The organism is Buchnera aphidicola str. G002 (Myzus persicae) (genome assembly GCF_000521565.1).
Taxonomy (GTDB): domain Bacteria; phylum Pseudomonadota; class Gammaproteobacteria; order Enterobacterales; family Enterobacteriaceae; genus Buchnera; species Buchnera aphidicola_C.
In genome coordinates this window covers 542,646-567,227 of sequence record NZ_CP002701.1, presented here as the reverse complement: position 1 = coordinate 567,227, position 24,582 = coordinate 542,646, and the positions used below count along the sequence as shown (strand labels likewise).

Sequence of the window (24,582 nt, the reverse complement as noted above, 5' to 3'; positions counted from 1 at the left end):
TTTATTTATATATAATTCTAAAATTATTGAGACAGTTATCTAAATTTTAAAAACCTAAACATGAGAGAAAGAAAATGTCTCGTACAACTCCTATATCTCGCTATCGTAATATTGGAATTAGCGCTCATATAGATGCAGGAAAAACAACTACTACTGAAAGGATCTTATTTTATACAGGAATTAATCATAAGATTGGTGAAGTTCATGACGGTGCTGCTACTATGGATTGGATGGAACAAGAACAAGAAAGAGGAATTACTATTACATCAGCAGCTACTACCACTTTTTGGAGTGGTATGGCAAAACAATTTGAACGACATAGAATTAATATTATTGATACACCTGGTCATGTAGATTTTACTATAGAAGTTGAGCGTTCTATGCGTGTTTTAGATGGTGCTGTTATGGTTTATTGTGCAGTAGGTGGCGTACAACCTCAATCAGAAACTGTATGGCGTCAAGCAAATAAATATAAAGTTCCTCGTATAGCATTTATAAACAAAATGGATCGCATGGGTGCAAATTTTTTAAAAGTAGTTGAACAAATTAAAACACGACTCGGTGCTAATCCTGTTCCTTTGCAGCTAGCTATTGGTACAGAAGATAGTTTTGTTGGTGTGATAGATTTAATAAAAATGAAAGCTATTTATTGGAAAGATTCTGATCAGGGTTTAACATTCACTTATTCTGATATTCCTGATGAAATGACGGTATTAGCAGGAAAATGGCATCAAAATTTAATTGAATCTGCAGTTGAGTCTAATGAAGATTTAGTGGAAAAATACTTAAATGGTATAGAATTATCTGAGATTGAGATTAAGTCTGCATTGCGAAAGCGTGCATTAAATGACGAAATTGTATTAATTACTTGTGGTTCTGCTTTCAAAAATAAAGGCGTTCAAGCTTTGTTAGATGCAATTATTGAATATTTACCTGCTCCTAATGATATTCAAGATATTAAAGGTGTTTTAAATAATAATACAAATACTCCAGCTATTAGAATTTCAAATGACAGTGCACCTTTTTCTGCTCTAGCTTTTAAAATTGCTAATGATCCATTTGTAGGTAATTTAACTTTTTTCCGTGTGTATTCAGGAGTTGTAAAATCTGGAGATACTGTTTTTAATTCAGTAAAATCTCAACGAGAAAGATTTGGTAGAATTGTTCAAATGCATGCCAATAAAAGAGAAGAGATAAAAGAAGTATATGCAGGTGATATTGCTGCAGCTATTGGGTTAAAAGATGTAACTACTGGTGATACTTTATGTGATTTAAATCAACCAATTATATTAGAACGTATGGAATTTCCAGAACCAGTAATTTCTATTTCTGTAGAACCTAAAACTAAAATTGATCAAGAAAAAATGGGACTAGCTTTAAATCGATTAGCAAAAGAAGATCCTTCTTTTAGAGTAAAAACTGATCAAGAATCTAATCAAACTATTATTTCAGGTATGGGTGAATTACATTTAGAAATTATTATTGATCGAATGAAACGAGAATTTAGTGTTGATGCTAATGTTGGAAAACCTCAAGTGGCATATCGTGAAACAATTTTAAATAAAGTTGAAGATATTGAAGGTAAACATATTAAGCAATCAGGTGGAAGAGGTCAGTACGGTCATGTAGTTATAGAATTATTTCCATTAGAGCCAGGAGGTGCAGGATATTTATTTGTTAATGATATTAAAGGAGGAGTAATACCTAGCGAATATATTTCTGCTATTGATAAAGGAATTCAAGAACAATTAAAATATGGTCCATTAGCTGGTTACCCTGTAGTAGACATTGGTGTTCGTCTTTATTTTGGTTCTTATCATGATGTTGATTCGTCTGAATTAGCATTTAAATTAGCAGCTTCTATTGCATTTAAAAATGGTTTTAAAAGAGCTCATCCAGTTTTATTAGAGCCAATTATGAAAGTAGAAGTAGAAACTCCAGATGACTATATGGGAGATGTCATAGGTGATTTAAATCGCAGAAGAGGTATTATCGAAGGAATGCAAGATTTATTAATAGGTAAAAACATTAGTGCCTGTGTTCCTTTATCAGAAATGTTTGGCTATGCTACTGATTTGCGTTCTCAAACACAAGGTAGAGCTTCTTATTCTATGGAGTTTTTAAAATATGTAGAAGCACCTTCCAGCATTTCTATGTCTATCATTGAAAAAAGAGAAAAGTAGCAGTTTTTTTCTATAATGTATACAATATTTTTATTTATACAAAACATTTTATCTAAGGAATAAGAATTATGTCTAAAGAAAAATTTCAGCGTTTAAAACCTCATATAAATGTTGGAACTATTGGTCATGTTGATCATGGGAAAACAACTTTAACTGCAGCAATTACAACTGTTTTATCAAAGAAATATGGTGGTTCTGCGCGTGCTTTTGATCAAATTGATAATGCACCAGAAGAAAAAGCAAGAGGTATTACAATTAACACTTCTCATGTAGAGTATGATACTGAATTTAGACACTATGCTCATGTAGATTGTCCAGGTCATGCAGATTATATAAAAAATATGATTACTGGTGCAGCCCAAATGGATGGTGCTATTTTAGTTGTTGCAGCAACAGATGGTCCAATGCCTCAAACACGTGAACATATTTTACTTGGAAGACAAGTTGGTGTGCCGTATATTGTTGTATTTCTTAATAAATGTGATATGGTAGATGACGAAGAATTACTTGAACTAGTAGAAATGGAAGTTCGTGATTTACTAACACAATATGATTTTCCTGGAGATGATACTCCTATTATTCGGGGTTCTGCTTTAAAAGCTTTAGAAGGAGATCCAGAATGGGAGTCAAAAATTATTGATTTATCTAAATTTTTAGATAGTTATATTCCTGAACCTAAACGAGCAATAGATCAGCCTTTTTTATTGCCAATAGAAGATGTTTTTTCTATATCTGGAAGAGGTACTGTAGTCACAGGACGAGTTGAAAAAGGTATAATTAAAGTTGGTGAAGAAGTAGAAATTGTTGGAATTAAAAAAACAACGAAAACAACTTGTACCGGTGTAGAAATGTTTAGAAAATTATTAGATGAAGGTCGAGCTGGAGAAAATGTAGGTGTTTTACTTCGCGGTACAAAACGTGATGAAATTGAAAGAGGTCAAGTTTTAGCTAAGCCAGGTAGTATTCATCCACATACAACATTTGAATCTGAAGTGTATGTTTTATCTAAAGAAGAAGGGGGGCGTCATACTCCATTTTTTAAAGGATATCGTCCTCAGTTTTATTTTAGAACTACTGATGTAACAGGTTCTATTGAACTACCAGAAGGTATTGAAATGGTTATGCCTGGAGATAATATAAAAATGACTGTTACTTTAATTAATCCAATTGCTATGGCTGATGGGTTACGATTTGCTATTCGTGAAGGAGGTCGTACTGTTGGAGCTGGTGTCGTTTCGAAAGTATTAATCTAATGTTTTTCTATTTAAAAAAATTTTTTATACTGATTATCTAGTTGAGTTTATTAAGAAAAGAGTATAAAATGCTCTTTTCTTGATTTTTTATATAATAAAAATATTTTTTTTTTTTATTTTAATATATAATATTAGCTAATTTATTTAAAAATAAAATATTATGACAAGCTAATTTTATTAAATATATAAATTCATATATTTTAAAAAATACTCCTAATATAGGAGTTATATAATTTTATTAATTATATCTACTCTTGAATATAGATAAAATTTCAGAGAAGATTAATTTTTTAGTGTGTGTATATAATTGGAGTTCTGGCTTATGCAGAACCAAAGAATTCGTATTCGTTTAAAAGCTTTTGATCACAGGTTAATTGATCAATCAACGACAGAAATTGTTGAAACAGCAAAAAGAACTGGTGCACAAGTACGTGGACCGATTCCTCTTCCAACTCGTAAAGAACGTTTTACTATTTTAGTTTCTCCACATGTAAATAAGGATGCACGTGATCAATATGAAATTCGTACACATAAGCGTTTAATTGATATAGTAGAACCTACTGAAAAAACTGTTGATGCACTCATGCGTTTAGATCTTGCTGCAGGTGTAGATGTACAGATTAGTTTAGGTTGATTATATATATATAATTAAGGTATCAAAAGCATGATTGGTTTAATTGGTAAAAAACTTGGTATGACTCGTATTTTTACTAAAGAAGGTTCTTCAATTCCTGTTACAGTAATTGAACTTCAAGAAAATCGAATTACTCAAGTAAAAAATATAAATACTGATTTTTACTGTGCCATTCAAGTAACTACTGGTATAAAAAAAATAAATAGGTTAAATAAGCCAAAAGCAGGTCACTTTCTAAAGTCTGGAGTTACTCCTGGTCGTGGTTTATGGGAATTTAAAATTAACTCAGATAAAAAATTTCAAGTAGGTCAAAATATCAAAATTAATTTCTTTAATAATATAAAAAAAGTTGATATTACAGGTATCTCCAAAGGAAAAGGTTTTTCTGGAACAGTAAAACGTTGGAATTTTCATACTCAAGATGCAACACACGGGAATTCTTTATCTCATAGAGTACCTGGTTCTATCGGACAGAATCAAACTCCGGGTAGAGTTTTTAAAGGAAAAAAAATGGCAGGACAACTAGGGAATAGTCGCGTTACTATACAAAGTTTACAGATAGTAGATATAGATGAGAATAAAAATCTTCTTTTAGTAAAAGGTGCTGTTCCCGGTGCTACCGGTAGTGATCTTATCGTTAAACCAGCTATTAAGGTTTGAAAGCAGTGAGGAGTAAAGCATGGAATTAGTAGTTAAAGACATACAAAGTATGCTTAGTGTTTCTGAAATCATTTTTGCCCGTGATTTTAATAAAGCTCTAATTCATCAAGTCGTTATTGCTTATTCAGCATCTACCCGTCAAGGTTCGAGAGCTCAAAAAAGTCGTGCTGAAGTTTCTGGATCAGGTAGAAAACCATGGCGTCAAAAAGGTACTGGTCGTGCACGTGCAGGATCTTTTCGGAGTCCAATTTGGCGATCAGGTGGTGTTACATTTGCTGCAAAACCGCAAGAATATAGTCAAAAAGTTAATAAAAAAATGTATCGTGGTGCGTTAAAAAGTATTTTTTCTGAATTAATACGTCAAAAAAGATTAATTGTATTTAAGAATTTTTCATTAGCTTTACCTAAAACAAAACTCTTAGTAGAGAAATTACAGGATATAAATTTAAAAAATGTTTTGATTATTCTTCATCAAAAAGACAATAATTTATTTCTTGCATCTAGAAATTTGTATGGAGTAGATGTGAAAGATGTAAATTCTATAGATCCTGTTAGTTTAATTGCTTTTGAGCATGTTATTATTACTGTAGAAGCAGTGCAAAAAGTAGAGGAAATACTTTCATGATTGCTGAAGAACGTTTGCTCAAAATACTACTTTCTCCACATATCTCTGAAAAATCATCTATATCTATAGAAAAATTTCACACTGTTGTTTTAAAAGTTTTGAATAATGCTACTAAATATGAAATAAAATGTGCAGTGAAAAAAATATTTGATATAGAAGTTGATTGTATAAGAACATTAAAAGTCAAAGGTAAAAAGAAGCGTCAATCTAATCGTACTATTGAGAAAAGTAATTGGAAAAAAGCTTATATTAAGGTAAAAAAAGGGTATAATTTAGATTTCATTGGCAATACAGAGTAGTCGGAGGACAAAAAATGGCAATTGTTAAATGTAAACCGACATCTCCGGGTCGTCGCCATGTGGTGAAAATTCTAAATTCAGAATTGTATAAAGGAAAACCATATGCGCTGCTTTTAAAGAAAAAAAATAAAAGTGGAGGGCGTAATAATAATGGTAGAATTACTACACGTCATATTGGTGGTGGACATAAAAGGGCATATCGTATTATAGATTTTAAAAGAAGTAAAGATAATATCGAAGCTATAGTAGAAAGATTTGAATATGATCCGAATCGTTCTTCTAATATTGCTTTAATATTATATAAAGACGGTGAAAGAAGATATGTTTTGGCTCCTAAGGATTTAAAAATAGGAGATACTATTATATCAGGTTCGCATTCTCCTATAAAAATAGGGAATGCTTTACCAATTAAAAATATTCCAGTCGGTACATTTATTCATAATGTAGAGATGAAACCTGGAAAAGGAGGACAAATAGCTCGCTCAGCAGGAAGTTATGTACAATTAGTAGCTTGTGATCAAGAATATGCTACTTTACGTTTACGTTCTGGTGAAATGAGAAAAATTCAGTCTAATTGTAAAGCAACTATTGGTGAAGTAGGAAATTCTGAACATATGTTAAAAGTTTTAGGGAAAGCTGGAGCATCACGTTGGATAGGAATACGTCCTACTGTACGTGGAACAGCAATGAATCCTGTTGATCATCCTCATGGAGGTGGTGAAGGAAGAAATTTTGGAAAACATCCGGTTACTCCATGGGGTATGCAAACTAAAGGTAAAAAAACTCGTAAAAATAAACGTACTGAAAAATTTATTTTACGTCATCGTAGAAAATAATTATTAGAGAGAAAATCATTTTATGCCACGTTCTCTTAAGAAAGGTCCTTTTATTGATGTCAGTTTATTACAAAAAGTAGAAAAATCAGTAAAGACAAATGATAAAAAACCGATTAAAACTTGGTCAAGACGTTCGACAATATTTCCAAATATGGTCGGTTTAACAATATCTATCCATAATGGCCGGAATCATATTCCTGTTTTTATTACAGAAGAAATGGTTGGTCATAAGTTAGGTGAATTTTCTTTAACTCGTACTTATAGAGGACATACTGCTGATAAAAAAGTAAAAAAACGTTAAAGTAAAAGAGAGGAGTAGTTAATGGAAACTTTAGCTCAACATCGTCAAGCACGTTCTTCTGCACAAAAAATACGTTTAATTGTCGATTTAGTTCGTGGGAAAAAAGTACCACAAGCGTTAAATATTTTAACTTATAGTAATAAAAAAGCAGCTGTTTTAGTAAAAAAAGTCTTAGAATCAGCCATTGCTAATGCAGAACATAATGATGGTGCTGATATAGATAAATTAAGAATTAAAAAAATATTTGTTAATGAAGGTTCAACAATGAAAAGAATGATGCCACGTGCTAAAGGACGTGCAGATCGTATTTTAAAGCGTACGAGTCATATTACTGTGATTGTATCTGATCATTAATATTGAGGGGAAATAGTAATGGGTCAGAAAGTACATCCTAATGGCATGCGACTAGGAATAATAAAAAAATGGAATTCTGTTTGGTTTGCAAATACTAAAGATTTTGCTAATCATTTAGATAGTGATTATAAAGTTCGTAAATTTTTAATAAAAGAATTAATAAAAGCATCTATTTCTCGTATTACTATTGAAAGACCTGCAAAAAGTATTCGCGTCACTATTTATACAGCAAGACCTGGTATTGTTATTGGTAAAAAAGGTGAAGATGTAGAAAAATTAAGATTAAATATTGCTAAAATTACTGGTGTACCAGTTCAAATAAATATTTCTGAAGTACGTAAACCTGAGTTAGATGCTAAATTAGTATCAGACAGTATTACTTCTCAGTTAGAAAGAAGAGTCATGTTTCGCCGTGCTATGAAAAGATCCGTACAAAATGCAATGAGACAAGGTGCTAAAGGTATCAAAGTTGAAGTCAGTGGTCGTTTAGGAGGAGCAGAGATAGCTCGTAGAGAATGGTATAGAGAAGGTAGAGTTCCTTTACATACACTGCGTGCAAATATTGATTATAGTACTTCAGAAGCTCATACAACATATGGTGTAATCGGTGTTAAAGTTTGGATTTTTAAAGGTGAAATATTAGGTGGTATGGAAGAAATTGAAAAATTAGAAAAACCTTCTGTCCAAGCAAAAAAACAACATCGCAAAAATCGCAAGTAAGAAAGATAAAGTAAGAGAATAAGGAGAAGTAATTAATGTTGCAACCAAAACGTACTAAATTTCGGAAAATGCATAAAGGTCGAAATCGTGGATTAGCTTCTGGTACTAATGTTAATTTTGGTTCTTTTGGTTTACAAGCGACTGATCGAGGACGTTTAACCGCACGTCAAATTGAATCTGCAAGAAGAGCCATAACTCGTTGTATTAAAAGACAAGGAAAAATGTGGATACGTATATTTCCTGATAAGCCTATCACACAAAAACCGCTAGAAGTAAGAATGGGTAAAGGAAAAGGAAATGTTGAATATTGGGTCGCTTTAGTACAACCAGGTAAAATTCTTTATGAATTAGATGGAGTGACTGAACAAGAGTCTCGGGAAGCTTTTAAATTAGCTGCAGCAAAATTGCCTATTAAAACTACTTTTGTTAATAAAATGGTGATGTAATGAAATCAATTATGTTATTTCGACAAAAAAATAGAAATGCTCTTAATATCGAGTTGTTAGAATTGTTGCGAGAACAATTTAATCTTCGGATGCAATCTGTTTCAGGAAAATTAAAACAACCTCATTTATTAAGAAAAGTAAGACGAAATATCGCTCAAGTAAAGAGTTTATTAACTGAAAAGGATGTTATTAAATAATGGAAAATATTCGAACTTTACAAGGTCGAGTGACTAGTAATAAGATGGAAAAATCTGCTGTTGTTTCAATAGAACGATTTATAAAACATTCTATTTATGGAAAGTTTATTAAACGAACAACAAAATTACATATTCATGATGAAAAAAATGAATGTGCAATAGGTGATTTAATAGAGATTCGAGAATCTCGTCCAATTTCTAAAACAAAATCTTGGGTATTAGTACGTATTATTGAAAAAAATATTTTTTAAAAAATTATAAACATGATCAAACTCACGTCTGTTCATGTTTTCTGTTCATAGAATAGAAGCAGTGTTATAATAAAGTTATTTTATATGAATAGTTTTTAATATATCTATTTTCAATTAAAATAATTTGGAGTTTTAAAATATGATTCAAGAACAAACAATTCTTCATGTAGCTGATAATTCTGGTGCGCGTTCTGCGATGTGTATTAAAGTATTAGGTGGTTCACGTCGCCGATATGCAAACATTGGTGATGTTATTAAAATTACAATTAAAGAAGCAATTCCAAGAGGAAAAGTAAAAAAAGGAGAAGTTCTTAAAGCAGTAGTTGTAAGAACTAAAAAAGGTGTAAGAAGAACAGATGGTTCTATTATTCGTTTTGATAGAAATGCTTGTGTTGTATTAAATAATAATGAGCAACCTATTGGTACCCGTATTTTTGGACCTGTTACTCGTGAACTTAGAACAGAAAAATTTATGAAGATTATTTCATTAGCACCAGAAGTTCTTTAATAATAAAATTGTCAAGGAATAAAAAATGGCATCAAAATTACGTCGTAATGATGAAGTTATTATATTAACTGGTAAAGATAAAGGAAAAAAAAGCATTATTCAAAATATTTTATCTTCAAAAAAAGCTATTGTTAAAGATGTAAATTTAATAAAAAAACATCAAAAACCAGTACCATCTCAAAATAAAAACGGTGGAATTATAGAAAAAGAAGCACCTATTCAAATATCAAATATTGCCATTTTAAATCCCGAATCTAATAAAGCTGATCGTGTTGGTTTTAGATTTGAAGGAGGTAAAAAAGTTCGATTTTTTAAATCTAATAATAAAACGATCTAATCGTTAGGAGTAACATAATGGCAACACTATATGATTATTATAAATTAAAAGTAATAAAAAAACTTATGCTTCAATTAAAGTATAGTTCTATTATGCAGGTTCCTAAAATTGATAAGATTACTTTGAATATGGGTGTAGGAGCTGCTGCTGCTGACAAAAAAATTTTAGATTATGCTATTTCAGACTTAACAGCTATATCCGGACAAAAACCATTAGTTACGAAAGCTCGAAAATCTGTTGCTGGTTTTAAAATTCGTCAAGGTTATCCTATTGGTTGTAAAGTTACATTACGTGGTCAGAGGAAATGGGATTTTTTTGAGCGTTTAATTATTATTGCTGTTCCTCGTATTCGTGATTTTCGTGGTTTATCGTGCAGTTCTTTTGACGGTAAAGGAAATTATAGTTTAGGAATACGTGAACAAATTATTTTTCCTGAAATTGATTATGATAAAATTGATCGAGTTCGTGGATTAGATGTCACAATAACAACTACAGCTAAATCTGATCATGAAGGTCGTTTATTATTATCTGCTTTTAATTTTCCTTTTCGTAAATAATACAAGGTTATTCAATGGCTAAACAATCAATGAAGGCACGAGAAGTCAAACGTGTAAAATTAGCTAATAAATTTTACATTCAACGAATGGAATTAAAAAACATTATTTCTAATATTCTTCTTTCAGAAGAGGAACGCTGGAATGCTGTTTTAAAATTGCAATCTTTTCCACGTGATTCTAGTCCATCACGTCAAAGAAACAGATGCCGTCAAACTGGTCGACCGCATGCTTTTTTACGTAAATTTGGATTAAGTCGTATTAAAGTGAGAGAAGCTGCTATGAAAGGTGAAATACCTGGTCTCAAAAAAGCAAGTTGGTAAGGTATAGTTTTTACTATTTGGAGTCAAAAAATGAGTATGCAAGATCCAGTATCAGATATGTTAACTCGGATTAGAAATGGTCAATTAGCTAATAAATATTCTGTTACAATGCCTTCCTCTAAATTAAAAAAATCAATAACTAGATTATTACAACAAGAGGGTTATATTCAAGATTTTCACATTACAGGAGACTCTCAATTAAAATTACAAATAATTTTAAAATATTTTAAAGGAAAACCAGTAATCGAAAAAATTCAACGCATCAGTCGTCCTAGTTTACGAATATATAAAAAAAAGAACAATTTACCTAAAGTGATGGCTGGTTTGGGAATAGCTGTAATTTCTACTTCTCAAGGAGTTATGACAGACCGAATGGCTCGTCAAGAAGGTCTTGGTGGTGAAATTATTTGTTATGTAGCTTAGTGTGGAGGGATAAGAATGTCTCGTGTTGCCAAACGTCCTATTGTTGTTCCTTCTAATATTAATGTTCAATTAGATTCACAAAAAATATTAATTAAAGGAAAATATGGTGATCTTTCACGCATTATTCATCAATCAGTAAAAATACAATATTTGAATCATAAAATAATTTTTTTACCACGATTATCTTTTTCTGATGCTTGGGCTCAAGCAGGAACTGCAAGAGCATTAGTCAACTCTATGATTATAGGAGTTTCTAAAAAATTTAGCAAAAAACTACAATTTTCTGGAGTTGGATATCGTGTTTCTATTACAAAAGATAATATAATTAGTATGTCGTTAGGTTACTCTCATGCTATTAAATATTGTTTGCCAAAAAATATTAATGCAGAAAATCCATCTCCAACAGAAATTATTATTCAAGGAATAGACAAGCAATTAGTGGGACAAATTGCTGCGAATTTACGTGCTTATCGAAGACCAGAACCTTATAAAGGTAAAGGTATTCGCTATTCAGATGAAATTGTACGTATGAAAGAGGCCAAAAAGAAATAAAATGACTTTATCTAAAAAAAATAAAATTATTTCTCGTATACGTCGATCTATGAAAACACGCTGTAAAATTAAAAAACTCCAAGCTATTCGATTAGTTGTACATCGAACTTCACGTCATATATATGCTCAAATAATTTCTTCTATAGAAGCAAAAGTATTAGTATTTGCTTCTACTTTAGAAAAAAATATAAGTGCTAATTTAAAATATACAGGTAATAAAACAGCAGCGCAAATGATAGGTAAAATTATTGCAGAACGTGCTTTATCGAAAGGAATATATAATGTCTCTTTTGATCGATCTGGTTTCAAATATCATGGTCGCATACAAGTTCTAGCAGAATCCGCACGGGAAGTTGGACTAAAATTTTAAGGTAGAAATGATAGAATGGCTAATATCGAAAAAAAAAATAATAGTGATTTACAAGAAAAATTAATTACAGTAAATCGTGTTTCAAAAACTGTTAAAGGTGGTCGTATATTTTCTTTTACAGCATTAACTGTAGTGGGAAACGGAGATGGTCGAGTAGGTTTTGGTTATGGAAAAGCTCGTGAAGTACCTGCTGCTATTCAAAAAGCAATGGAAAAAGCTAGACGAAATATGATCACAATACCATTGATCAATAAAACTTTACAACATGCTTTAAAAGGTTCTCATACTGGATCAAGTGTTTTTATGAAACCAGCATCTGATGGAACAGGAATTATTGCAGGTGGAGCAATGCGTGCAGTATTAGAAGTAGCAGGCATTCATAATGTATTAGCTAAAACTTATGGCTCTACTAATCCAATTAATGTAGTTCGAGCGACTATGAATGGCTTAATAAACATGAGATCTCCAGAAATGATTGCAGCTAAAAGAAATAAACGTGTTGAAGAAATATTAGGATAAATTTTATCTAATGAAAAAAATAAAAATTACTCAGATAAAAAGTGCTATAGGAAGAATACCCAGTCACAAGAAAACTTTAATTGGTCTTGGATTGAGATATATTGGACATACTGTAACACGTGATAATACAGATTCCATCCGAGGGATGGTAAAAAAAATTTCTTATATTTTAAAAATACAAGAGGAATAAAAATATGTATTTAAATACTCTTTCTCCAGCGCGTGGAGCACGTCAGAATCCTAAACGATTAGGTCGTGGTATTGGTTCAGGTTTTGGTAAAACATCTGGCCGTGGCCATAAAGGTCAGAAATCTAGATCAGGAAGTAGTATTCGTCGTGGTTTTGAAGGAGGTCAAATGCCTTTATATAGAAGACTTCCTAAATTTGGTTTTAGTTCTCGAAAAAAAAATATTCAAACAGAAATTCGTTTATCAGACATATCAAATTTATCTACTAATATTATTGATCTTAATATTTTAAAAAAAGAAAATATTATTAAAAAAAACATTAAAAAAGCCAAAATAATTCTTACAGGTAAGTTAACAGTTTCTTTAATAATACGAGGACTACTTGTAACAAAAGGTGCTCGTCTTGAAATTGAAAAAGTTGGTGGTAGAATTGAAGGATAAATGATAAAAAATGATAAAACAATTAGGATTAAATGTTAAAAATACTAGTCGAAGTATTAATGAGCTTAAACAAAGAGTTATTTTTGTAATCATAGCTCTAATTGTTTTTCGTGTTGGATCTTTTATTCCAATTCCTGGAATTGATACTACAATTTTATCAAGAATGTTAAATGATCAAAAAGGTACTATTGTTGATATGTTTAACATGTTTTCTGGTGGTGCTTTAAGTCGTGCTTCTATTTTTTCTTTAGGTATTATGCCATATATATCAGCTTCTATCATTATTCAATTGTTAACATTAGTATCTCCAACTTTGTCTGAAATAAAAAAAGAAGGTGAATCTGGACGTAATAAAATTAATCAATATACTAGATATGCTACTTTAATATTAGCTCTTATTCAATCTATTGGAATCTCTACTAGTCTTCCTAATATAACAGGTATGCATACAATTATAATACATGCTGATTTTTATTTTTATTTAACTGCTGTTATAAGTTTGGTAACGGGTACCATGTTTTTAATGTGGTTAGGAGAATTAATTACAGAATGTGGTATTGGGAATGGTATTTCAATTATTATTTGTATAGGAATAATAGCAGGTTTGCCTTCAGCTATCAGTAATACTATTGAACAAACAAGACAAGGAAGTTTGCACTTTTTATCTTTTTTATTAATTTTAATACTCATATTTTTAGTGATTTTTCTTGTCGTTTTCATTGAACGTGCGCAAAGAAAAATTGTTGTACATTATGCACAGCGTCAAAAAGGTCGTCGTATTTACTCTGCTCAAAGTACTCATTTGCCCTTAAAAATTAATATGTCAGGTGTTATGCCGGCTATTTTTGCTTCTAGTATTGTTCTATTTCCTGTAACAATTATATCGTGGTGTCAAATAAGTAATCAATATCAATGGTTACAAACTATATTATTTTATTTACAACCCAATCAACTTTTATACTTAATTTTTTATATAACTGCAATAGTATTTTTTTGTTTTTTTTATACAGGATTAGTCTTTAATCCTCGTGAAACAGCAGATAATTTAAAAAAATCAGGTGCATTTATTTCAGGTATTAGACCAGGTGAACAAACAGCAAAATATATTAATAAGATCATGCTACGATTAACATTAGTAGGTTCTTTATATATTACTTTTATTTGTTTGATGCCAGAATTTATGAGAAGTGCGATGAATGTTCCTTTTTATTTTGGTGGAACTTCATTGTTAATTGTTGTTGTAGTAATTATAGATTTTATTGCTCAAATTCAAACATTAGTTATGTCTAGTCAATACGATTCTATTTTAAAAAAAGCTAATTTGAATTAAGTAATAAAACATAAAAATATTTAGGAAAAAAAATGAAGGTACAAGCTTCTGTAAAAATACTTTGTCGAAACTGTAAAATTATAAAAAGACATAATGTTGTAAGAGTAATTTGTACTAATGATCCTAAACATAAACAGCGTCAAGGTTGATGTTTTATCAAAAATATAAAATTATTTAATAATTTTTTTATAGACTCATAAAATCATTTATATAAAATATATAGGATTTATAATATGGCACGTATTGCAGGTATTAATATTCCAGAACATAAGCATACTATAATTGCATTAACTGCTATATATGGAATTGGTAAAAAACGTTCTAAATTAATTTGTTCTATTGCAAGAATTCCTGAAAAATCTAAAATTATAGATTTAAATGAAGAACAAATTGAATTATTAAGAATAAATGTTTCGAAATATGTGATTGAAGGTGATTTAAGAAGAGAAAGAACTTTAAATATTAAACGTTTAATTGATTTAAATTGTTATCGTGGATTACGTCATCGTCGTAGTCTTCCAGTTCATGGACAAAGAACTAAAACTAATGCTAGAACTTGTAAAGGTCCTCGAAAACCAATAAAAAAATAATTTAGGTAATCTTAATAATGGTAAAAAATTCAGTAGTTCGTACACGTAAACGTGTTAAGAAACAAATTTTAGATGGTATAGCTCATGTTCATGCGTCTTTCAATAACACTATTGTAACTATTACTGATAGACAAGGAAATGCTTTAGGTTGGGCAACTTCTGGTGGTTCTGGTTTCAGAGGTTCTCGAAAGTCTACACCTTTTGCTGCTCAAATTGCAGCAGAACGTTGTGCGGAAATAGTAAAAGATTATGGGATTAAAAATTTAGAAGTTATGGTTAAAGGTCCTGGGCCAGGCAGAGAATCTACAATTAGAGCTTTAAATGCTGCAGGATTTCGTATTACTAATATTACCGATGTAACACCTATTCCTCATAATGGTTGCCGTCCTCCTAAAAAACGTCGTGTTTAATTTTTTAGGAATTATTGGAGAATAAAATGGCAAAATATTTAGGTCCAAAATTAAAATTAAGTCGACGTGAAGGTACTGATTTATTTTTAAAATCAGGACTTCGTTCAATAGAATCAAAATGTAAATTAGAACAGCCTCCAGGACAACATGGTATTCGAAAACCTAGATTATCTGATTATGCAATTCAATTACGTGAAAAACAAAAAGTGCGTCGTCTGTATGGCGTATTAGAACGTCAATTTAAAATATATTATAGAACAGCAGCTCGTCTAAAAGGTAATACTGGAGCAAATTTATTACTTTTACTAGAAAGTAGATTAGATAATGTAGTCTATCGTATGGGTTTTGGTTGTACTCGTTCAGAATCAAGACAATTAATCAATCATAAATCTATTTTAGTTAATAATAAAATTGTTAATATTGCTTCGTATCAAATTTCTCCTAATGATCGAGTTTCTATCAGAGAAAAATCTAAAAATCAAGCGCGAATAAAAGCTTCTTTAGAATTAGTTGAGCAAAGAGAAAAACCAATTTGGTTAGAAGTGAATTTAAACAAAATGGAAGGTGTCTTTAAGCGTGTTCCTGAACGATCCGATTTATCTGCAGAAATTAATGAATACTTGATTGTTGAACTTTATTCCAAGTAGTAAAGTTAACTATTCAAAGAGAGGATCATATGCAGAATTCTATTATGGATTTTTTAAAACCACGGTTAGTTGATATTGAACAAATTAGTGATACTCATACTAAAGTTACTTTAGAACCATTAGAAAGAGGTTTTGGCCATACACTGGGTAATGCGCTGCGCAGAATTCTTCTTTCTTCTATGCCAGGATGTGCAGTTACTGAAGTCGAGATAGATGGCGTACTTCATGAGTATAGTACTAAAGAAGGAATACAAGAAGATGTTTTAGAAATATTGTTAAACTTAAAAGGATTGGCTGTAAAAGTATATGGTAAAGATGAAGTTTTTCTTACATTAAATAAATCTGGAATTGGTTCTGTCACTGCAGCAGATATTATACACGATGGTGATGTAGAAATTATCAAGCCAGAACATGTCATTTGTAACTTAACATATGAGAATGCTTCAATTAAAATGAGAATAAAAGTACAACGCGGAAGAGGTTATATTCCTGCTTCTTCCAGAATACATGTTGAAGATGATTTACGACCAATAGGTTGTTTATTAGTTGATGCTTGTTATAGTCCTATAGATCGAATTTCTTATAATGTAGAAGCAGCACGTGTAGAACAAAGAACAGATTTAGATAAATTAATTATTGAAATGGAAACTAATGGAACTATTGATCCAGAAGAAGCTATTAGACGTGCAGCCACTATTTTAGCTGAACAATTAGAAGCTTTTGTTGATTTAAGAGACGTACGAGAACCTGAGATTAAAGAAGAAAAACCTGAATTTGATCCAATTTTATTGCGTCCAGTAGATGATTTAGAATTAACAGTTCGTTCTGCTAATTGTCTAAAAGCAGAAGCTATACATTATATTGGTGATTTAGTCCAAAGAACTGAAGTAGAACTTTTAAAAACGCCTAATTTAGGTAAAAAATCTTTAACTGAAATCAAAGATATATTAGCTTCTCGTAATTTATCTCTTGGTATGAGATTAGAAAATTGGCCGCCGTCAAGTATTCTTGATGAATAATGTCTATCTAATGTTAAATTAATATTGAAATAAAAAGGAATAAATTTATGCGACATCGAAAAAGTGGTCGTCAATTAAATCGAAATAGTAGCCATCTTAAAGCTATGTTAAAAAATATGGCATGCTCGTTATTAATGCACGAAATTATAAAAACAACGTTAGCAAAAGCAAAAGAACTACGTCGTATTGTCGAACCTATGATAACTCTATCTAAAATAGATACAGTTTCTCGTAGACGATTAATTTTTTCTCGTGTACGTGATAATGAAATCGTATCAAAATTATTTAAGATACTAGGACCTTCTTTTTTTTCTAGATTAGGAGGTTATACACGTATTTTAAAATGCGGATTTCGATCTGGTGATAAAGCTCCTATGGCTTATATTGAATTAGTTGATCGTGTTAAAAAAAATAAAAAAGAAAAAATTATAGAACAATAAAATTTAATAAGATCTCTATATTTGCAAAAATATTTAATATAATAATTTTTATTAGTAAAAAAATAATTTATAGCAAACGGAAAGATACCGTTTGCTTATCTGTTTTAGACAAGATATTTTTTTATATAATAGTTCCAATTTTAAATAATTTCTTTTTTGAAAGAAGTATATTTTTAACATCCATAATTTTTTTTCCAGATAATTGTATTTTTTCAATTTTTAATATTTGATAAGATGTATTTATTTGAATTCCATCATCATTAGCTGATATAATTTCTCCTATATGAAAATTTTTTTTTTCTAGAGGAACGAGTTTTGCTTGCCATACTTTAATTAATTGATTTTCTATTATAAAATAACAAATAGGCCAAGGATTAAATGCTCTTATTAATCGTTCTAATTTTTTAGCTTTATCATTCCAGTTTAAGAGTCCATCTTTTTTATAAATTTTTTTTGATAAAATTACGTTTTTTTGATTTTGTTTTTTTTCAACAATTTTATTTTTAATAATTTTTTCTAGGACTTCGAATAATGCTTGAATTCCAATTTTTATTAGTTTTAAAGATAAACTATAAGTAGTATCTTGACTTGATATATTACATTTTATTTGATGTATGATAGTACCGGAATCAATTTTTTCATTCATTTTAATAATACTAATACCTGTTTCTTTATCACCATATAAAATTGCTGATTGAATCGGAGTTGCTCCCCTCCATCTAGGTAATAGTGATGCATGAACATTAATGCAACCTTTTGGAAACATGGTCAGAATTTTTTTTGGTATTATTTGACCATAAGATACTACTATCATAATGTCTGCATTTAATTGCAAGAGTTTTTTTTGAAAACATTTATCATTTAAATCTTTGGGTTGATAAATGGGAATTTTATTATTTATAGATATTTTTTTAACAGGAGAAAAAATAATTTTCTGCCCTCTTCCAGAGGGAAGATCAGGCTGACTAATGACTAATATTATATTATGTGAAGAATTAATTAATGCTTTTAGATGTTCTGCAGAAAAATATGCAGTTCCAGCAAAAATAATTTTTAATTTATTCAAATTTCCTTAATTCCTTTAATATTTTTTTTGATTTCTTTTCACAGATTTTTGTAATTTTTTTTTAATTCTTTCTTGCTTGAACTGTGATAAATAATCAATAAAAAGTTTACCTTTAAGATGATCTATCTCGTGTTGTATACAAATAGATACTATAGAATGTGCTTCTATTTCTATTTTTTGACCATATAAATTTATTGCTTGAACTTTTATATAATCCGCTCTTGGTACAAAAGCACGATATTCTGGAATTGATAAACATCCTTCTTCAATACTAATCTTTCCTTCTTTTTTAATGATTTTTGGATTAATAAGTATTAAATAATCTTTTTGTTGTTCTATTTTACTAATAACTATAATTTGTAGGGGAATATTAACTTGAATTGCTGCTAAACCGATGCCTTCTTCTTGATGCATGGTATCAATCATATCATTGACAATATTTTGTATTTGTTTATTGATTTTATGTACAGGTTTTGCAATCAATCTTAAACGTTCATCTGGATAATGTAGTATTTTTAACAAAGACATATATTTAAATGTAAAATTATTGAATTTTATATATTAGTATAAACTTTTTTATTATAATTAAAAGTTTACTATCGTTTTATTTTTAAAAAGGTATTGTTTTTGATAATACAATTTTGAGTAAAATTTATTTACAATACATCACAATATTTTACATGTTATATATATTAATAATATTTATAAAAAATCTATATGTAGAATATATTACTAAATATTTAAATTTTTTAATATGTGTTTGAGGATGTAATGTTTGATATATTAATATATTTGTTTGAAAATTATGTACATGGTGAATCAAAAATTGCCATTGATTATGACAGTTTAACAAATGATTTATCAGATATCGGATTTCAACAAAAAGATATTTATGATGCTTTACGTTGGTTAAAAAATTTATCTTCTTATAAAAAAAATATTATTTCTCCTATGAATTCATTATCTAATCAGATTTCAATTCGAATTTATACGCTAGAAGAATCTTTTAAATTAAATTCTGATTGTCGTGGCTTCATACTTTTTTTAGAACAATTAGAAATATTAAAGTTAGACACACGTGAAATGATTATTGAAAGAATTATGGATTTAGATGTGAATGAATTAAATATTGAAGATTTAAAATGGATTATATTAATTGTATTATTCAATGTACCGGGATGCAAAGAAATTTATCATAAACTTGAAAATTTATTATTTAATTTTCAATCAGAAATAATTCATTAAAAATTTTATTTTAATAAAAAAATAATATAATTTTTTTATGGTGAGAAAACATTAATGGAAGAATATTATTTTCCAAATTCATTGCTTTATTGTGTGTATATGCTAAATAGTGAAAATGTAATAGCATATCCTACAGAATCTATGTTTGGACTCGGTTGTGATCCTAATAGTGAGAAAGCTGTAAAAAAATTATTATATTTAAAAAAAAGAAATATAGAAAAAGGATTCATACTAGTAGCTTCAGATTTTAATCAAATAAAAATGTATATTAATGAAAACAATTTATTAAAAAAACAAAAAGAAAAAATTTTTTTTCATTGGCCTGGTCCATTTACTTTTTTACTTCCAGCACATCCGCGAGTACCTTACTGGCTAACTGGGAAATTTAATACTGTCGCCGTTCGTATAAGTGCTCATATTGACATAATAAAATTATGTAATGCTTTTGGAAAAGCTTTAATATCTACAAGTGCTAATATTACGAATATGAGTCCATGTATGACTCGTGAAGAAGTTTTAAAAAATTTTGGTAAAGATTTTCCATTGTTAAATGGAAAGATAGGAAATGAAAAAAATCCTTCTCAGATAATTAATATTATTAATGGAAAATTGATCCGAAATGTTTAAATATAAAAAATTTAATTACGCTTTATTTGGAAACCCTATTGATCATAGTAAATCTCCTCAAATTCATCATTTTTTTTCAAAACAAACAGGTTTTTTTCATATTTATACAGCAGTGAATGTTTCGTTCAGTGATTTTGCTTTTGTTTTATGTAATTTTTTTAAAAAAAATGGTCAAGGAGCTAATATTACTGCACCGTTTAAAGAACAAGCTTATCTTTTCTCTAATAAATTAACTGAAAGAGCTAAAATTGCTCAATCTGTTAACACATTAAAAAAAATAGATGATACATGTATTTTAGGTGATAATACAGATGGTATAGGATTATTATCTGATTTAATTCGATTAAATTTTATAAAAAGAAAATATTCAATATTAATAATTGGTGCTGGTGGAGCAGTAAAAGGTGTTATCTTTCCTCTTTTATCATTTGGTTGTTCAATATTTATTTCAAATAGAACTTTCTCAAATGCTCAAAAATTAGTTTTTCAATTTAATAAATATGGAAATATAAATATATTTGATCAATTTTCATCACAAATAAAATATTTTGATTTAGTTATTAACGCAACATCGAAAAATATTGAAAAAAAAGATAATTTTGTTCCTTTATCTTTTCTTTCTTCTAATACTTTTTTTTATGATATGAATTATCAAAAAGATAACACACCTTTTATTAATTGGTGTATTAAAATAGGAGCTACTTTTTTTTCTAATGGAATAGGCATGTTAGTTTTTCAGGCTGCTCATTCTTTTTTTTTATGGCATAACAAGCTTCCAGAAACAGATTATATTATTGATCATCTAAATAAAAATTTTAATATATAAAAGATTTTTTTATTAAATATTAACAGTTTGTAATTGTATTTTTATAAATATTTTAATTTTTTACTAATAAAGAAGAAAATACTTGACTCTTTTTTTTCGATCTGTATTATTTATAGTGTTATTTAATAAAAAAACAATAATTTTAAAAATATAGAAAAAACTAGTCCCCTTCGTCTAGAGGTCTAGGACATCGCCCTTTCACGGCGGCAACAGGGGTTCAAATCCCCTAGGGGACGATAAATAAAAATTATTTATGAAATAAATATATACTAATTTAAATTATTATGTTATTCTCAAGATAACTTTTAAAATAAGTTAAAATTAAAAAATAACAAAGCTCTTTAAAAATTCGGAAAACAAGCATAAATAACTTATTTTTAGAAAAACACCTGTGGGTTGTAAGGTTAAGCAAATAAGCGTACATGGTGAATGCCTTGGCAGTCAGAGGCGATGAAGGACGTGCAAATCTGCGAAAAGCGTCGGTAAGCTGATATGAAGCGCAATAACCGTCGATATCCGAATGGGGAAACCCGATGCAATTAAATGCATCATTATTAATTGAATTAAATAAATTAATAAAGCAAACCAAGGGAACTGAAACATCTAAGTACCTTGAGGAAAAGAAATCAACCGAGATTCCCCTAGTAGTGGCGAGCGAAAAGGGAGCAGCCCAGAACCATCATCAATTTAAATTATAGTAGAATGATTTGGAAAATTCAGCGATACAAGGTGATAGCCCAGTATACAAAATAATTTATATTGTGAGTTCAAAAAGTAGAGCGGGACACGAGAAATCCTGTTTGAATATGGGGGGACCATCCTCCAAGGCTAAATACTCCTGACTGACCGATAGTGAACTAGTACCGTAAGGGAAAGGCGAAAAGAACCCCGGCGAGGGGAGTGAAATAGAACCTGAAACCGTGTACGTACAAGCAGTGGAAGCATATTTTTTAAAATAATTTGTGACTGCGTACCTTTTGTATAATGGGTCAGCGACTTGTACTCTGTAGCAAGGTTAACCGAATAGGGGAGCCGAAGGGAAACCGAGTCCTAAATAGGCGTTAAGTTTCAGGGTACAGACCCGAAACCCGGTGATCTAGCCACGGGCAGGTTGAAGGTTGGGTAAAACCAACTGGAGGACCGAACCGACTGATGTTGAAAAATCAGCGGATGACCTATGGCTAGGGGTGAAAGGCCAATCAAACCGGGAGATAGCTGGTTCTCCCCGAAAGCTATTTAGGTAGCGCCTCGTGAATTCATCTACGGGGGTAGAGCACTGTTTCGGCTAGGGGGCCATCCCGGCTTACCAACCCGATGCAAACTCCGAATACCGTAGAATGCTATCACGGGAGACACACAGCGGGTGCTAACGTTCGTTGTGGAAAGGGAAACAACCCAGACCGCCAGCTAAGGTCCCAAAGTCATAGTTAAGTGGGAAACGATGTGGGAAGGCATAAACAGCCAGGATGTTGGCTTAGAAGCAGCCATCATTTAAAGAAAGCGTAATAGCTCACTGGTCAAGTCGGCCTGCGCGGAAGATGTAACGGGGCTCAAACTATGCACCGAAGCTGCGGCAGCAAAAAATATTATATTTTTTTGCTGGGTAGGGGAGCGTTCTGTAAGCCAATGAAGATATATTGTAAAATATATTGGAGGTATCAGAAGTGCGAATGCTGACATGAGTAACGATAAAGCAGGTGAAAAACCTGCTCGCCGAAAAACCAAGGTTTCCTGTCCAACGTTAATCGGGGCAGGGTAAGCCGACCCCTAAGGCGAGGCTGAAAAGCGTAGTCGATGGACAACAGGTTAATATTCCTGTGCTTAATATTACTGCGAAGTGGGGACGAAGAAGGTTAGGTTATCCAGGTGACGGTTATCCTGGTTTAAATGTGTAGGTATGATAATTAGGCAAATCCGATTATCTTTAATCTGAGGCATGACGACGAATCATTAAGGTGATGAAGTAACTAATACCACGCTTCCAAGAAAAGCCTCTAAGCATCAGGTAAAATTAAATCGTACCCTAAACCGACACAGGTGGTTAGGTAGAGAATACTAAGGCGCTTGAGAGAACCCAGGTGAAGGAACTAGGCAAAATAGTGCCGTAACTTCGGGAGAAGGCACGCTAGTACTAAGTAAAAGAATTTACTTCTGTAGCTGAAACTAGTCGAAGATACCAGCTGGCTGCAACTGTTTATTAAAAACACAGCACTGTGCAAACACGAAAGTGGAAGTATACGGTGTGACGCCTGCCCGGTGCCGGAAGGTTAATCGAAGGAGTCAAAGGAAACTTAAAGCTCTAGACTGAAGCCCCGGTAAACGGCGGCCGTAACTATAACGGTCCTAAGGTAGCGAAATTCCTTGTCGGGTAAGTTCCGACCTGCACGAATGGCGTAATGATGGCCAGGCTGTCTCCACCTGGGACTCAGTGAAATTGAAATTGCTGTGAAGATGCAGTATATCCGCGGCAAGACGGAAAGACCCCGTGAACCTTTACTATAGCTTGACACTGAATTCTAAATTTTAATGTGTAGGATAGGTGGGAGGCTATGAAATTAAAACGCCAGTTTTAATGGAGCCAAACTTGAAATACCACCCTTTAAAATTCGGTATTCTAACCTAGTGCCGTAATCCGGTACAGAGACAGTGTCTGGTGGGTAGTTTGACTGGGGCGGTCTCCTCCCAAAGAGTAACGGAGGAGTACGAAGATTGGCTAATCACGGTCGGACATCGTGAGGTTAGTGCAAAGGCATAAGCCAGTTTGACTGTGAGCGTGATAACGCGAGCAGGTGCGAAAGCAGGTCTTAGTGATCCGGTGGTTCTGAATGGAAGGGCCATCGCTCAACGGATAAAAGGTACTCCGGGGATAACAGGCTGATACCGCCCAAGAGTTCATATCGACGGCGGTGTTTGGCACCTCGATGTCGGCTCATCACATCCTGGGGCTGAAGCAGGTCCCAAGGGTATGGCTGTTCGCCATTTAAAGTGGTACGCGAGCTGGGTTTAGAACGTCGTGAGACAGTTCGGTCCCTATCTGCCGTGGGCGCTGGAAGATTGAGGGGGGCTGCTTCTAGTACGAGAGGACCGAAGTGGACGCATCACTGGTGTTCGGGTTGTCATGCCAATGGCATTGCCCGGTAGCTAAATGCGGAAAAGATAAGCGCTGAACGCATATAAGCACGAAACTTGCCCCAAGATGAATCTTCCCTGAAACAGAAATGTTTACTGAAGGGACGTTGAAGACTACAACGTTGATAGGCTAGGTGTGTAAGCATAGCAATATGTTGAGCTAACTAGTACTAATGACCCAAGAGGCTTAACCTTACAACACCAGAGGTGTTTTTAAAATAAATTTAATAAAAAAGCTTGTTTTACTGAATTTATTACTGTATGAATGTATTTTAATAA

Annotated in this window: 35 protein-coding genes, 1 tRNA gene and 1 rRNA gene; 35 read left to right on the top strand and 2 right to left on the bottom strand. The window is 31.3% G+C overall.

What is annotated here, in order from left to right; all coding sequences use genetic code 11:
* Positions 1–74 precede the first annotated feature (74 nt).
* From fusA to rplQ, 30 genes are all read left to right on the top strand, one after another.
* The gene (fusA, locus tag BUMPG002_RS02685) at positions 75–2,183 is read left to right on the top strand and encodes an elongation factor G (protein ID WP_025369146.1); all 2,109 of its coding nucleotides are present in this window, start codon (positions 75–77) and stop codon (positions 2,181–2,183) included.
* 68 nt (positions 2,184–2,251) lie between these two features.
* Positions 2,252–3,436: an elongation factor Tu gene (gene tuf / locus BUMPG002_RS02680; RefSeq protein WP_025369145.1), complete on the top strand. Its 1,185-nt coding sequence runs from the start codon at positions 2,252–2,254 to the stop codon at positions 3,434–3,436.
* Between the two features lie 322 nt (positions 3,437–3,758).
* Entirely contained in the window at positions 3,759–4,070 is a 312-nt protein-coding gene (gene rpsJ / locus BUMPG002_RS02675; RefSeq protein ID WP_009874476.1) for a 30S ribosomal protein S10, read from the top strand.
* Positions 4,071–4,100: 30 nt separating this feature from the next.
* Positions 4,101–4,730, top strand: coding sequence for a 50S ribosomal protein L3 (rplC, locus tag BUMPG002_RS02670; protein ID WP_025369144.1), 630 nt, complete (start codon positions 4,101–4,103; stop codon positions 4,728–4,730).
* 19 nt (positions 4,731–4,749) lie between these two features.
* The gene (gene rplD, locus BUMPG002_RS02665) at positions 4,750–5,355 is read left to right on the top strand and encodes a 50S ribosomal protein L4 (RefSeq protein WP_025369143.1); all 606 of its coding nucleotides are present in this window, start codon (positions 4,750–4,752) and stop codon (positions 5,353–5,355) included.
* Positions 5,352–5,654 (top strand): 50S ribosomal protein L23, encoded by a 303-nt coding sequence (gene rplW, locus BUMPG002_RS02660; RefSeq protein WP_025369142.1) that lies wholly within the window; start codon positions 5,352–5,354, stop codon positions 5,652–5,654. Before rplD ends, rplW begins: the two co-directional genes overlap by 4 nt.
* Positions 5,655–5,668: 14 nt before the next feature.
* Positions 5,669–6,490, top strand: a complete 822-nt coding sequence (gene rplB, locus BUMPG002_RS02655) for a 50S ribosomal protein L2 (RefSeq protein ID WP_025369141.1) — start codon at positions 5,669–5,671, stop codon at positions 6,488–6,490.
* A gap of 22 nt (positions 6,491–6,512) precedes the next feature.
* Positions 6,513–6,791, top strand: coding sequence for a 30S ribosomal protein S19 (rpsS, locus tag BUMPG002_RS03245; protein WP_025369140.1), 279 nt, complete (start codon positions 6,513–6,515; stop codon positions 6,789–6,791).
* A 21-nt stretch (positions 6,792–6,812) separates the two neighbouring features.
* A complete protein-coding gene (gene rplV / locus BUMPG002_RS03240) occupies positions 6,813–7,145 on the top strand; it encodes a 50S ribosomal protein L22 (protein ID WP_025369139.1) in 333 nt (110 codons plus the stop codon).
* An 18-nt stretch (positions 7,146–7,163) separates the two neighbouring features.
* On the top strand, positions 7,164–7,865 hold the full coding sequence (rpsC, locus tag BUMPG002_RS02640; protein WP_025369138.1) for a 30S ribosomal protein S3: 702 nt from the start codon (positions 7,164–7,166) through the stop codon (positions 7,863–7,865).
* A gap of 35 nt (positions 7,866–7,900) precedes the next feature.
* Positions 7,901–8,311 (top strand): 50S ribosomal protein L16, encoded by a 411-nt coding sequence (gene rplP, locus BUMPG002_RS02635; protein WP_025369137.1) that lies wholly within the window; start codon positions 7,901–7,903, stop codon positions 8,309–8,311.
* Complete coding sequence (rpmC, locus tag BUMPG002_RS02630) at positions 8,311–8,508, top strand: 50S ribosomal protein L29 (RefSeq protein WP_025369136.1); 198 nt, start codon at positions 8,311–8,313, stop codon at positions 8,506–8,508. Before rplP ends, rpmC begins: the two co-directional genes overlap by 1 nt.
* Positions 8,505–8,759: a 30S ribosomal protein S17 gene (rpsQ, locus tag BUMPG002_RS02625; RefSeq protein ID WP_025369135.1), complete on the top strand. Its 255-nt coding sequence runs from the start codon at positions 8,505–8,507 to the stop codon at positions 8,757–8,759. The genes rpmC and rpsQ overlap by 4 nt, the downstream gene beginning before the upstream one ends.
* A gap of 139 nt (positions 8,760–8,898) precedes the next feature.
* A complete protein-coding gene (gene rplN, locus BUMPG002_RS02620) occupies positions 8,899–9,267 on the top strand; it encodes a 50S ribosomal protein L14 (protein ID WP_025369134.1) in 369 nt (122 codons plus the stop codon).
* Positions 9,268–9,292: 25 nt separating this feature from the next.
* Positions 9,293–9,604, top strand: coding sequence for a 50S ribosomal protein L24 (gene rplX / locus BUMPG002_RS02615; RefSeq protein WP_025369133.1), 312 nt, complete (start codon positions 9,293–9,295; stop codon positions 9,602–9,604).
* Positions 9,605–9,621: 17 nt separating this feature from the next.
* A complete protein-coding gene (gene rplE / locus BUMPG002_RS02610; protein ID WP_025369132.1) occupies positions 9,622–10,161 on the top strand; it encodes a 50S ribosomal protein L5 in 540 nt (179 codons plus the stop codon).
* A gap of 14 nt (positions 10,162–10,175) precedes the next feature.
* Positions 10,176–10,481 (top strand): 30S ribosomal protein S14, encoded by a 306-nt coding sequence (gene rpsN / locus BUMPG002_RS02605; protein WP_025369131.1) that lies wholly within the window; start codon positions 10,176–10,178, stop codon positions 10,479–10,481.
* A gap of 30 nt (positions 10,482–10,511) precedes the next feature.
* Positions 10,512–10,904, top strand: coding sequence for a 30S ribosomal protein S8 (gene rpsH, locus BUMPG002_RS02600; RefSeq protein WP_025369130.1), 393 nt, complete (start codon positions 10,512–10,514; stop codon positions 10,902–10,904).
* 15 nt (positions 10,905–10,919) lie between these two features.
* Positions 10,920–11,456: a 50S ribosomal protein L6 gene (gene rplF, locus BUMPG002_RS02595; protein WP_025369129.1), complete on the top strand. Its 537-nt coding sequence runs from the start codon at positions 10,920–10,922 to the stop codon at positions 11,454–11,456.
* 1 nt (position 11,457) lies between these two features.
* Positions 11,458–11,826, top strand: a complete 369-nt coding sequence (rplR, locus tag BUMPG002_RS02590) for a 50S ribosomal protein L18 (RefSeq protein WP_025369128.1) — start codon at positions 11,458–11,460, stop codon at positions 11,824–11,826.
* Between the two features lie 15 nt (positions 11,827–11,841).
* Positions 11,842–12,345, top strand: a complete 504-nt coding sequence (gene rpsE / locus BUMPG002_RS02585) for a 30S ribosomal protein S5 (RefSeq protein WP_025369127.1) — start codon at positions 11,842–11,844, stop codon at positions 12,343–12,345.
* A 10-nt stretch (positions 12,346–12,355) separates the two neighbouring features.
* The gene (rpmD, locus tag BUMPG002_RS02580) at positions 12,356–12,535 is read left to right on the top strand and encodes a 50S ribosomal protein L30 (RefSeq protein ID WP_025369126.1); all 180 of its coding nucleotides are present in this window, start codon (positions 12,356–12,358) and stop codon (positions 12,533–12,535) included.
* Between the two features lie 4 nt (positions 12,536–12,539).
* Positions 12,540–12,974, top strand: coding sequence for a 50S ribosomal protein L15 (rplO, locus tag BUMPG002_RS02575; RefSeq protein WP_025369125.1), 435 nt, complete (start codon positions 12,540–12,542; stop codon positions 12,972–12,974).
* Between the two features lie 10 nt (positions 12,975–12,984).
* Positions 12,985–14,304: a preprotein translocase subunit SecY gene (gene secY / locus BUMPG002_RS02570; protein WP_025369124.1), complete on the top strand. Its 1,320-nt coding sequence runs from the start codon at positions 12,985–12,987 to the stop codon at positions 14,302–14,304.
* Positions 14,305–14,336: 32 nt separating this feature from the next.
* Entirely contained in the window at positions 14,337–14,453 is a 117-nt protein-coding gene (gene rpmJ, locus BUMPG002_RS02565; protein ID WP_025369123.1) for a 50S ribosomal protein L36, read from the top strand.
* Positions 14,454–14,537: 84 nt separating this feature from the next.
* The gene (rpsM, locus tag BUMPG002_RS02560) at positions 14,538–14,894 is read left to right on the top strand and encodes a 30S ribosomal protein S13 (protein WP_025369122.1); all 357 of its coding nucleotides are present in this window, start codon (positions 14,538–14,540) and stop codon (positions 14,892–14,894) included.
* Positions 14,895–14,911: 17 nt separating this feature from the next.
* The gene (gene rpsK, locus BUMPG002_RS02555) at positions 14,912–15,304 is read left to right on the top strand and encodes a 30S ribosomal protein S11 (protein WP_025369121.1); all 393 of its coding nucleotides are present in this window, start codon (positions 14,912–14,914) and stop codon (positions 15,302–15,304) included.
* Positions 15,305–15,330: 26 nt separating this feature from the next.
* Positions 15,331–15,951 carry a 30S ribosomal protein S4 gene (gene rpsD, locus BUMPG002_RS02550; RefSeq protein ID WP_025369120.1) on the top strand — a complete coding sequence of 207 codons (621 nt, stop codon included), beginning with the start codon at positions 15,331–15,333 and terminating at the stop codon, positions 15,949–15,951.
* Between the two features lie 29 nt (positions 15,952–15,980).
* Entirely contained in the window at positions 15,981–16,970 is a 990-nt protein-coding gene (locus tag BUMPG002_RS02545) for a DNA-directed RNA polymerase subunit alpha (protein ID WP_025369119.1), read from the top strand.
* Positions 16,971–17,017: 47 nt separating this feature from the next.
* On the top strand, positions 17,018–17,410 hold the full coding sequence (gene rplQ / locus BUMPG002_RS02540; RefSeq protein WP_025369118.1) for a 50S ribosomal protein L17: 393 nt from the start codon (positions 17,018–17,020) through the stop codon (positions 17,408–17,410).
* A gap of 121 nt (positions 17,411–17,531) precedes the next feature.
* Here the strand turns inward: rplQ and fmt are convergent, their stop codons facing one another.
* Positions 17,532–18,476 (bottom strand): methionyl-tRNA formyltransferase, encoded by a 945-nt coding sequence (fmt, locus tag BUMPG002_RS02535; protein ID WP_025384598.1) that lies wholly within the window; start codon positions 18,474–18,476, stop codon positions 17,532–17,534.
* Positions 18,477–18,491: 15 nt separating this feature from the next.
* Positions 18,492–19,004 carry a peptide deformylase gene (gene def / locus BUMPG002_RS02530; RefSeq protein ID WP_025369116.1) on the bottom strand — a complete coding sequence of 171 codons (513 nt, stop codon included), beginning with the start codon at positions 19,002–19,004 and terminating at the stop codon, positions 18,492–18,494.
* A 243-nt stretch (positions 19,005–19,247) separates the two neighbouring features.
* Here def and BUMPG002_RS02525 point away from each other — a divergent pair, with 243 nt between their 5' ends.
* The 5 genes from BUMPG002_RS02525 (at position 19,248) to BUMPG002_RS02505 (ending at position 24,498) form a co-directional block, all read left to right on the top strand.
* Positions 19,248–19,721 (top strand): DUF494 family protein, encoded by a 474-nt coding sequence (locus BUMPG002_RS02525; RefSeq protein WP_025369115.1) that lies wholly within the window; start codon positions 19,248–19,250, stop codon positions 19,719–19,721.
* A gap of 99 nt (positions 19,722–19,820) precedes the next feature.
* A complete protein-coding gene (locus BUMPG002_RS02520; protein ID WP_143269456.1) occupies positions 19,821–20,348 on the top strand; it encodes a Sua5/YciO/YrdC/YwlC family protein in 528 nt (175 codons plus the stop codon).
* Positions 20,341–21,174 carry a shikimate dehydrogenase gene (gene aroE, locus BUMPG002_RS02515; protein ID WP_025369113.1) on the top strand — a complete coding sequence of 278 codons (834 nt, stop codon included), beginning with the start codon at positions 20,341–20,343 and terminating at the stop codon, positions 21,172–21,174. Before BUMPG002_RS02520 ends, aroE begins: the two co-directional genes overlap by 8 nt.
* Before the next feature lie 163 nt (positions 21,175–21,337).
* Positions 21,338–21,410: transfer RNA gene (locus BUMPG002_RS02510), tRNA-Glu, on the top strand.
* 166 nt (positions 21,411–21,576) lie between these two features.
* Positions 21,577–24,498, top strand: a 23S ribosomal RNA gene (locus BUMPG002_RS02505).
* The last annotated feature ends 84 nt before the right edge of the window (positions 24,499–24,582 follow it).

Coding starts and splice junctions, on each gene's coding strand:
- rplO (WP_025369125.1), top strand. CDS start 12,540: ATGTATTTAAATACTCTTTCTCCAGCGCGTGGAGCACGTCAGAATCCT.
- rplP (WP_025369137.1), top strand. CDS start 7,901: ATGTTGCAACCAAAACGTACTAAATTTCGGAAAATGCATAAAGGTCGA.
- rpmC (WP_025369136.1), top strand. CDS start 8,311: ATGAAATCAATTATGTTATTTCGACAAAAAAATAGAAATGCTCTTAAT.
- rpsK (WP_025369121.1), top strand. CDS start 14,912: ATGGTAAAAAATTCAGTAGTTCGTACACGTAAACGTGTTAAGAAACAA.
- rplX (WP_025369133.1), top strand. CDS start 9,293: ATGGCATCAAAATTACGTCGTAATGATGAAGTTATTATATTAACTGGT.
- rplR (WP_025369128.1), top strand. CDS start 11,458: ATGACTTTATCTAAAAAAAATAAAATTATTTCTCGTATACGTCGATCT.
- rplF (WP_025369129.1), top strand. CDS start 10,920: ATGTCTCGTGTTGCCAAACGTCCTATTGTTGTTCCTTCTAATATTAAT.
- rpsH (WP_025369130.1), top strand. CDS start 10,512: ATGAGTATGCAAGATCCAGTATCAGATATGTTAACTCGGATTAGAAAT.
- BUMPG002_RS02525 (WP_025369115.1), top strand. CDS start 19,248: ATGTTTGATATATTAATATATTTGTTTGAAAATTATGTACATGGTGAA.
- rplQ (WP_025369118.1), top strand. CDS start 17,018: ATGCGACATCGAAAAAGTGGTCGTCAATTAAATCGAAATAGTAGCCAT.
- rpsD (WP_025369120.1), top strand. CDS start 15,331: ATGGCAAAATATTTAGGTCCAAAATTAAAATTAAGTCGACGTGAAGGT.
- secY (WP_025369124.1), top strand. CDS start 12,985: ATGATAAAACAATTAGGATTAAATGTTAAAAATACTAGTCGAAGTATT.
- aroE (WP_025369113.1), top strand. CDS start 20,341: ATGTTTAAATATAAAAAATTTAATTACGCTTTATTTGGAAACCCTATT.
- rplE (WP_025369132.1), top strand. CDS start 9,622: ATGGCAACACTATATGATTATTATAAATTAAAAGTAATAAAAAAACTT.
- fusA (WP_025369146.1), top strand. CDS start 75: ATGTCTCGTACAACTCCTATATCTCGCTATCGTAATATTGGAATTAGC.
- rplD (WP_025369143.1), top strand. CDS start 4,750: ATGGAATTAGTAGTTAAAGACATACAAAGTATGCTTAGTGTTTCTGAA.
- rpsS (WP_025369140.1), top strand. CDS start 6,513: ATGCCACGTTCTCTTAAGAAAGGTCCTTTTATTGATGTCAGTTTATTA.
- def (WP_025369116.1), bottom strand. CDS start 19,004: ATGTCTTTGTTAAAAATACTACATTATCCAGATGAACGTTTAAGATTG.
- rpsE (WP_025369127.1), top strand. CDS start 11,842: ATGGCTAATATCGAAAAAAAAAATAATAGTGATTTACAAGAAAAATTA.
- rpsN (WP_025369131.1), top strand. CDS start 10,176: ATGGCTAAACAATCAATGAAGGCACGAGAAGTCAAACGTGTAAAATTA.
- rplN (WP_025369134.1), top strand. CDS start 8,899: ATGATTCAAGAACAAACAATTCTTCATGTAGCTGATAATTCTGGTGCG.
- BUMPG002_RS02520 (WP_143269456.1), top strand. CDS start 19,821: ATGCTAAATAGTGAAAATGTAATAGCATATCCTACAGAATCTATGTTT.
- rpsC (WP_025369138.1), top strand. CDS start 7,164: ATGGGTCAGAAAGTACATCCTAATGGCATGCGACTAGGAATAATAAAA.
- BUMPG002_RS02545 (WP_025369119.1), top strand. CDS start 15,981: ATGCAGAATTCTATTATGGATTTTTTAAAACCACGGTTAGTTGATATT.
- rplV (WP_025369139.1), top strand. CDS start 6,813: ATGGAAACTTTAGCTCAACATCGTCAAGCACGTTCTTCTGCACAAAAA.
- rpsM (WP_025369122.1), top strand. CDS start 14,538: ATGGCACGTATTGCAGGTATTAATATTCCAGAACATAAGCATACTATA.
- rplW (WP_025369142.1), top strand. CDS start 5,352: ATGATTGCTGAAGAACGTTTGCTCAAAATACTACTTTCTCCACATATC.
- rpmJ (WP_025369123.1), top strand. CDS start 14,337: ATGAAGGTACAAGCTTCTGTAAAAATACTTTGTCGAAACTGTAAAATT.
- rpsJ (WP_009874476.1), top strand. CDS start 3,759: ATGCAGAACCAAAGAATTCGTATTCGTTTAAAAGCTTTTGATCACAGG.
- tuf (WP_025369145.1), top strand. CDS start 2,252: ATGTCTAAAGAAAAATTTCAGCGTTTAAAACCTCATATAAATGTTGGA.
- rplC (WP_025369144.1), top strand. CDS start 4,101: ATGATTGGTTTAATTGGTAAAAAACTTGGTATGACTCGTATTTTTACT.
- rpmD (WP_025369126.1), top strand. CDS start 12,356: ATGAAAAAAATAAAAATTACTCAGATAAAAAGTGCTATAGGAAGAATA.
- rplB (WP_025369141.1), top strand. CDS start 5,669: ATGGCAATTGTTAAATGTAAACCGACATCTCCGGGTCGTCGCCATGTG.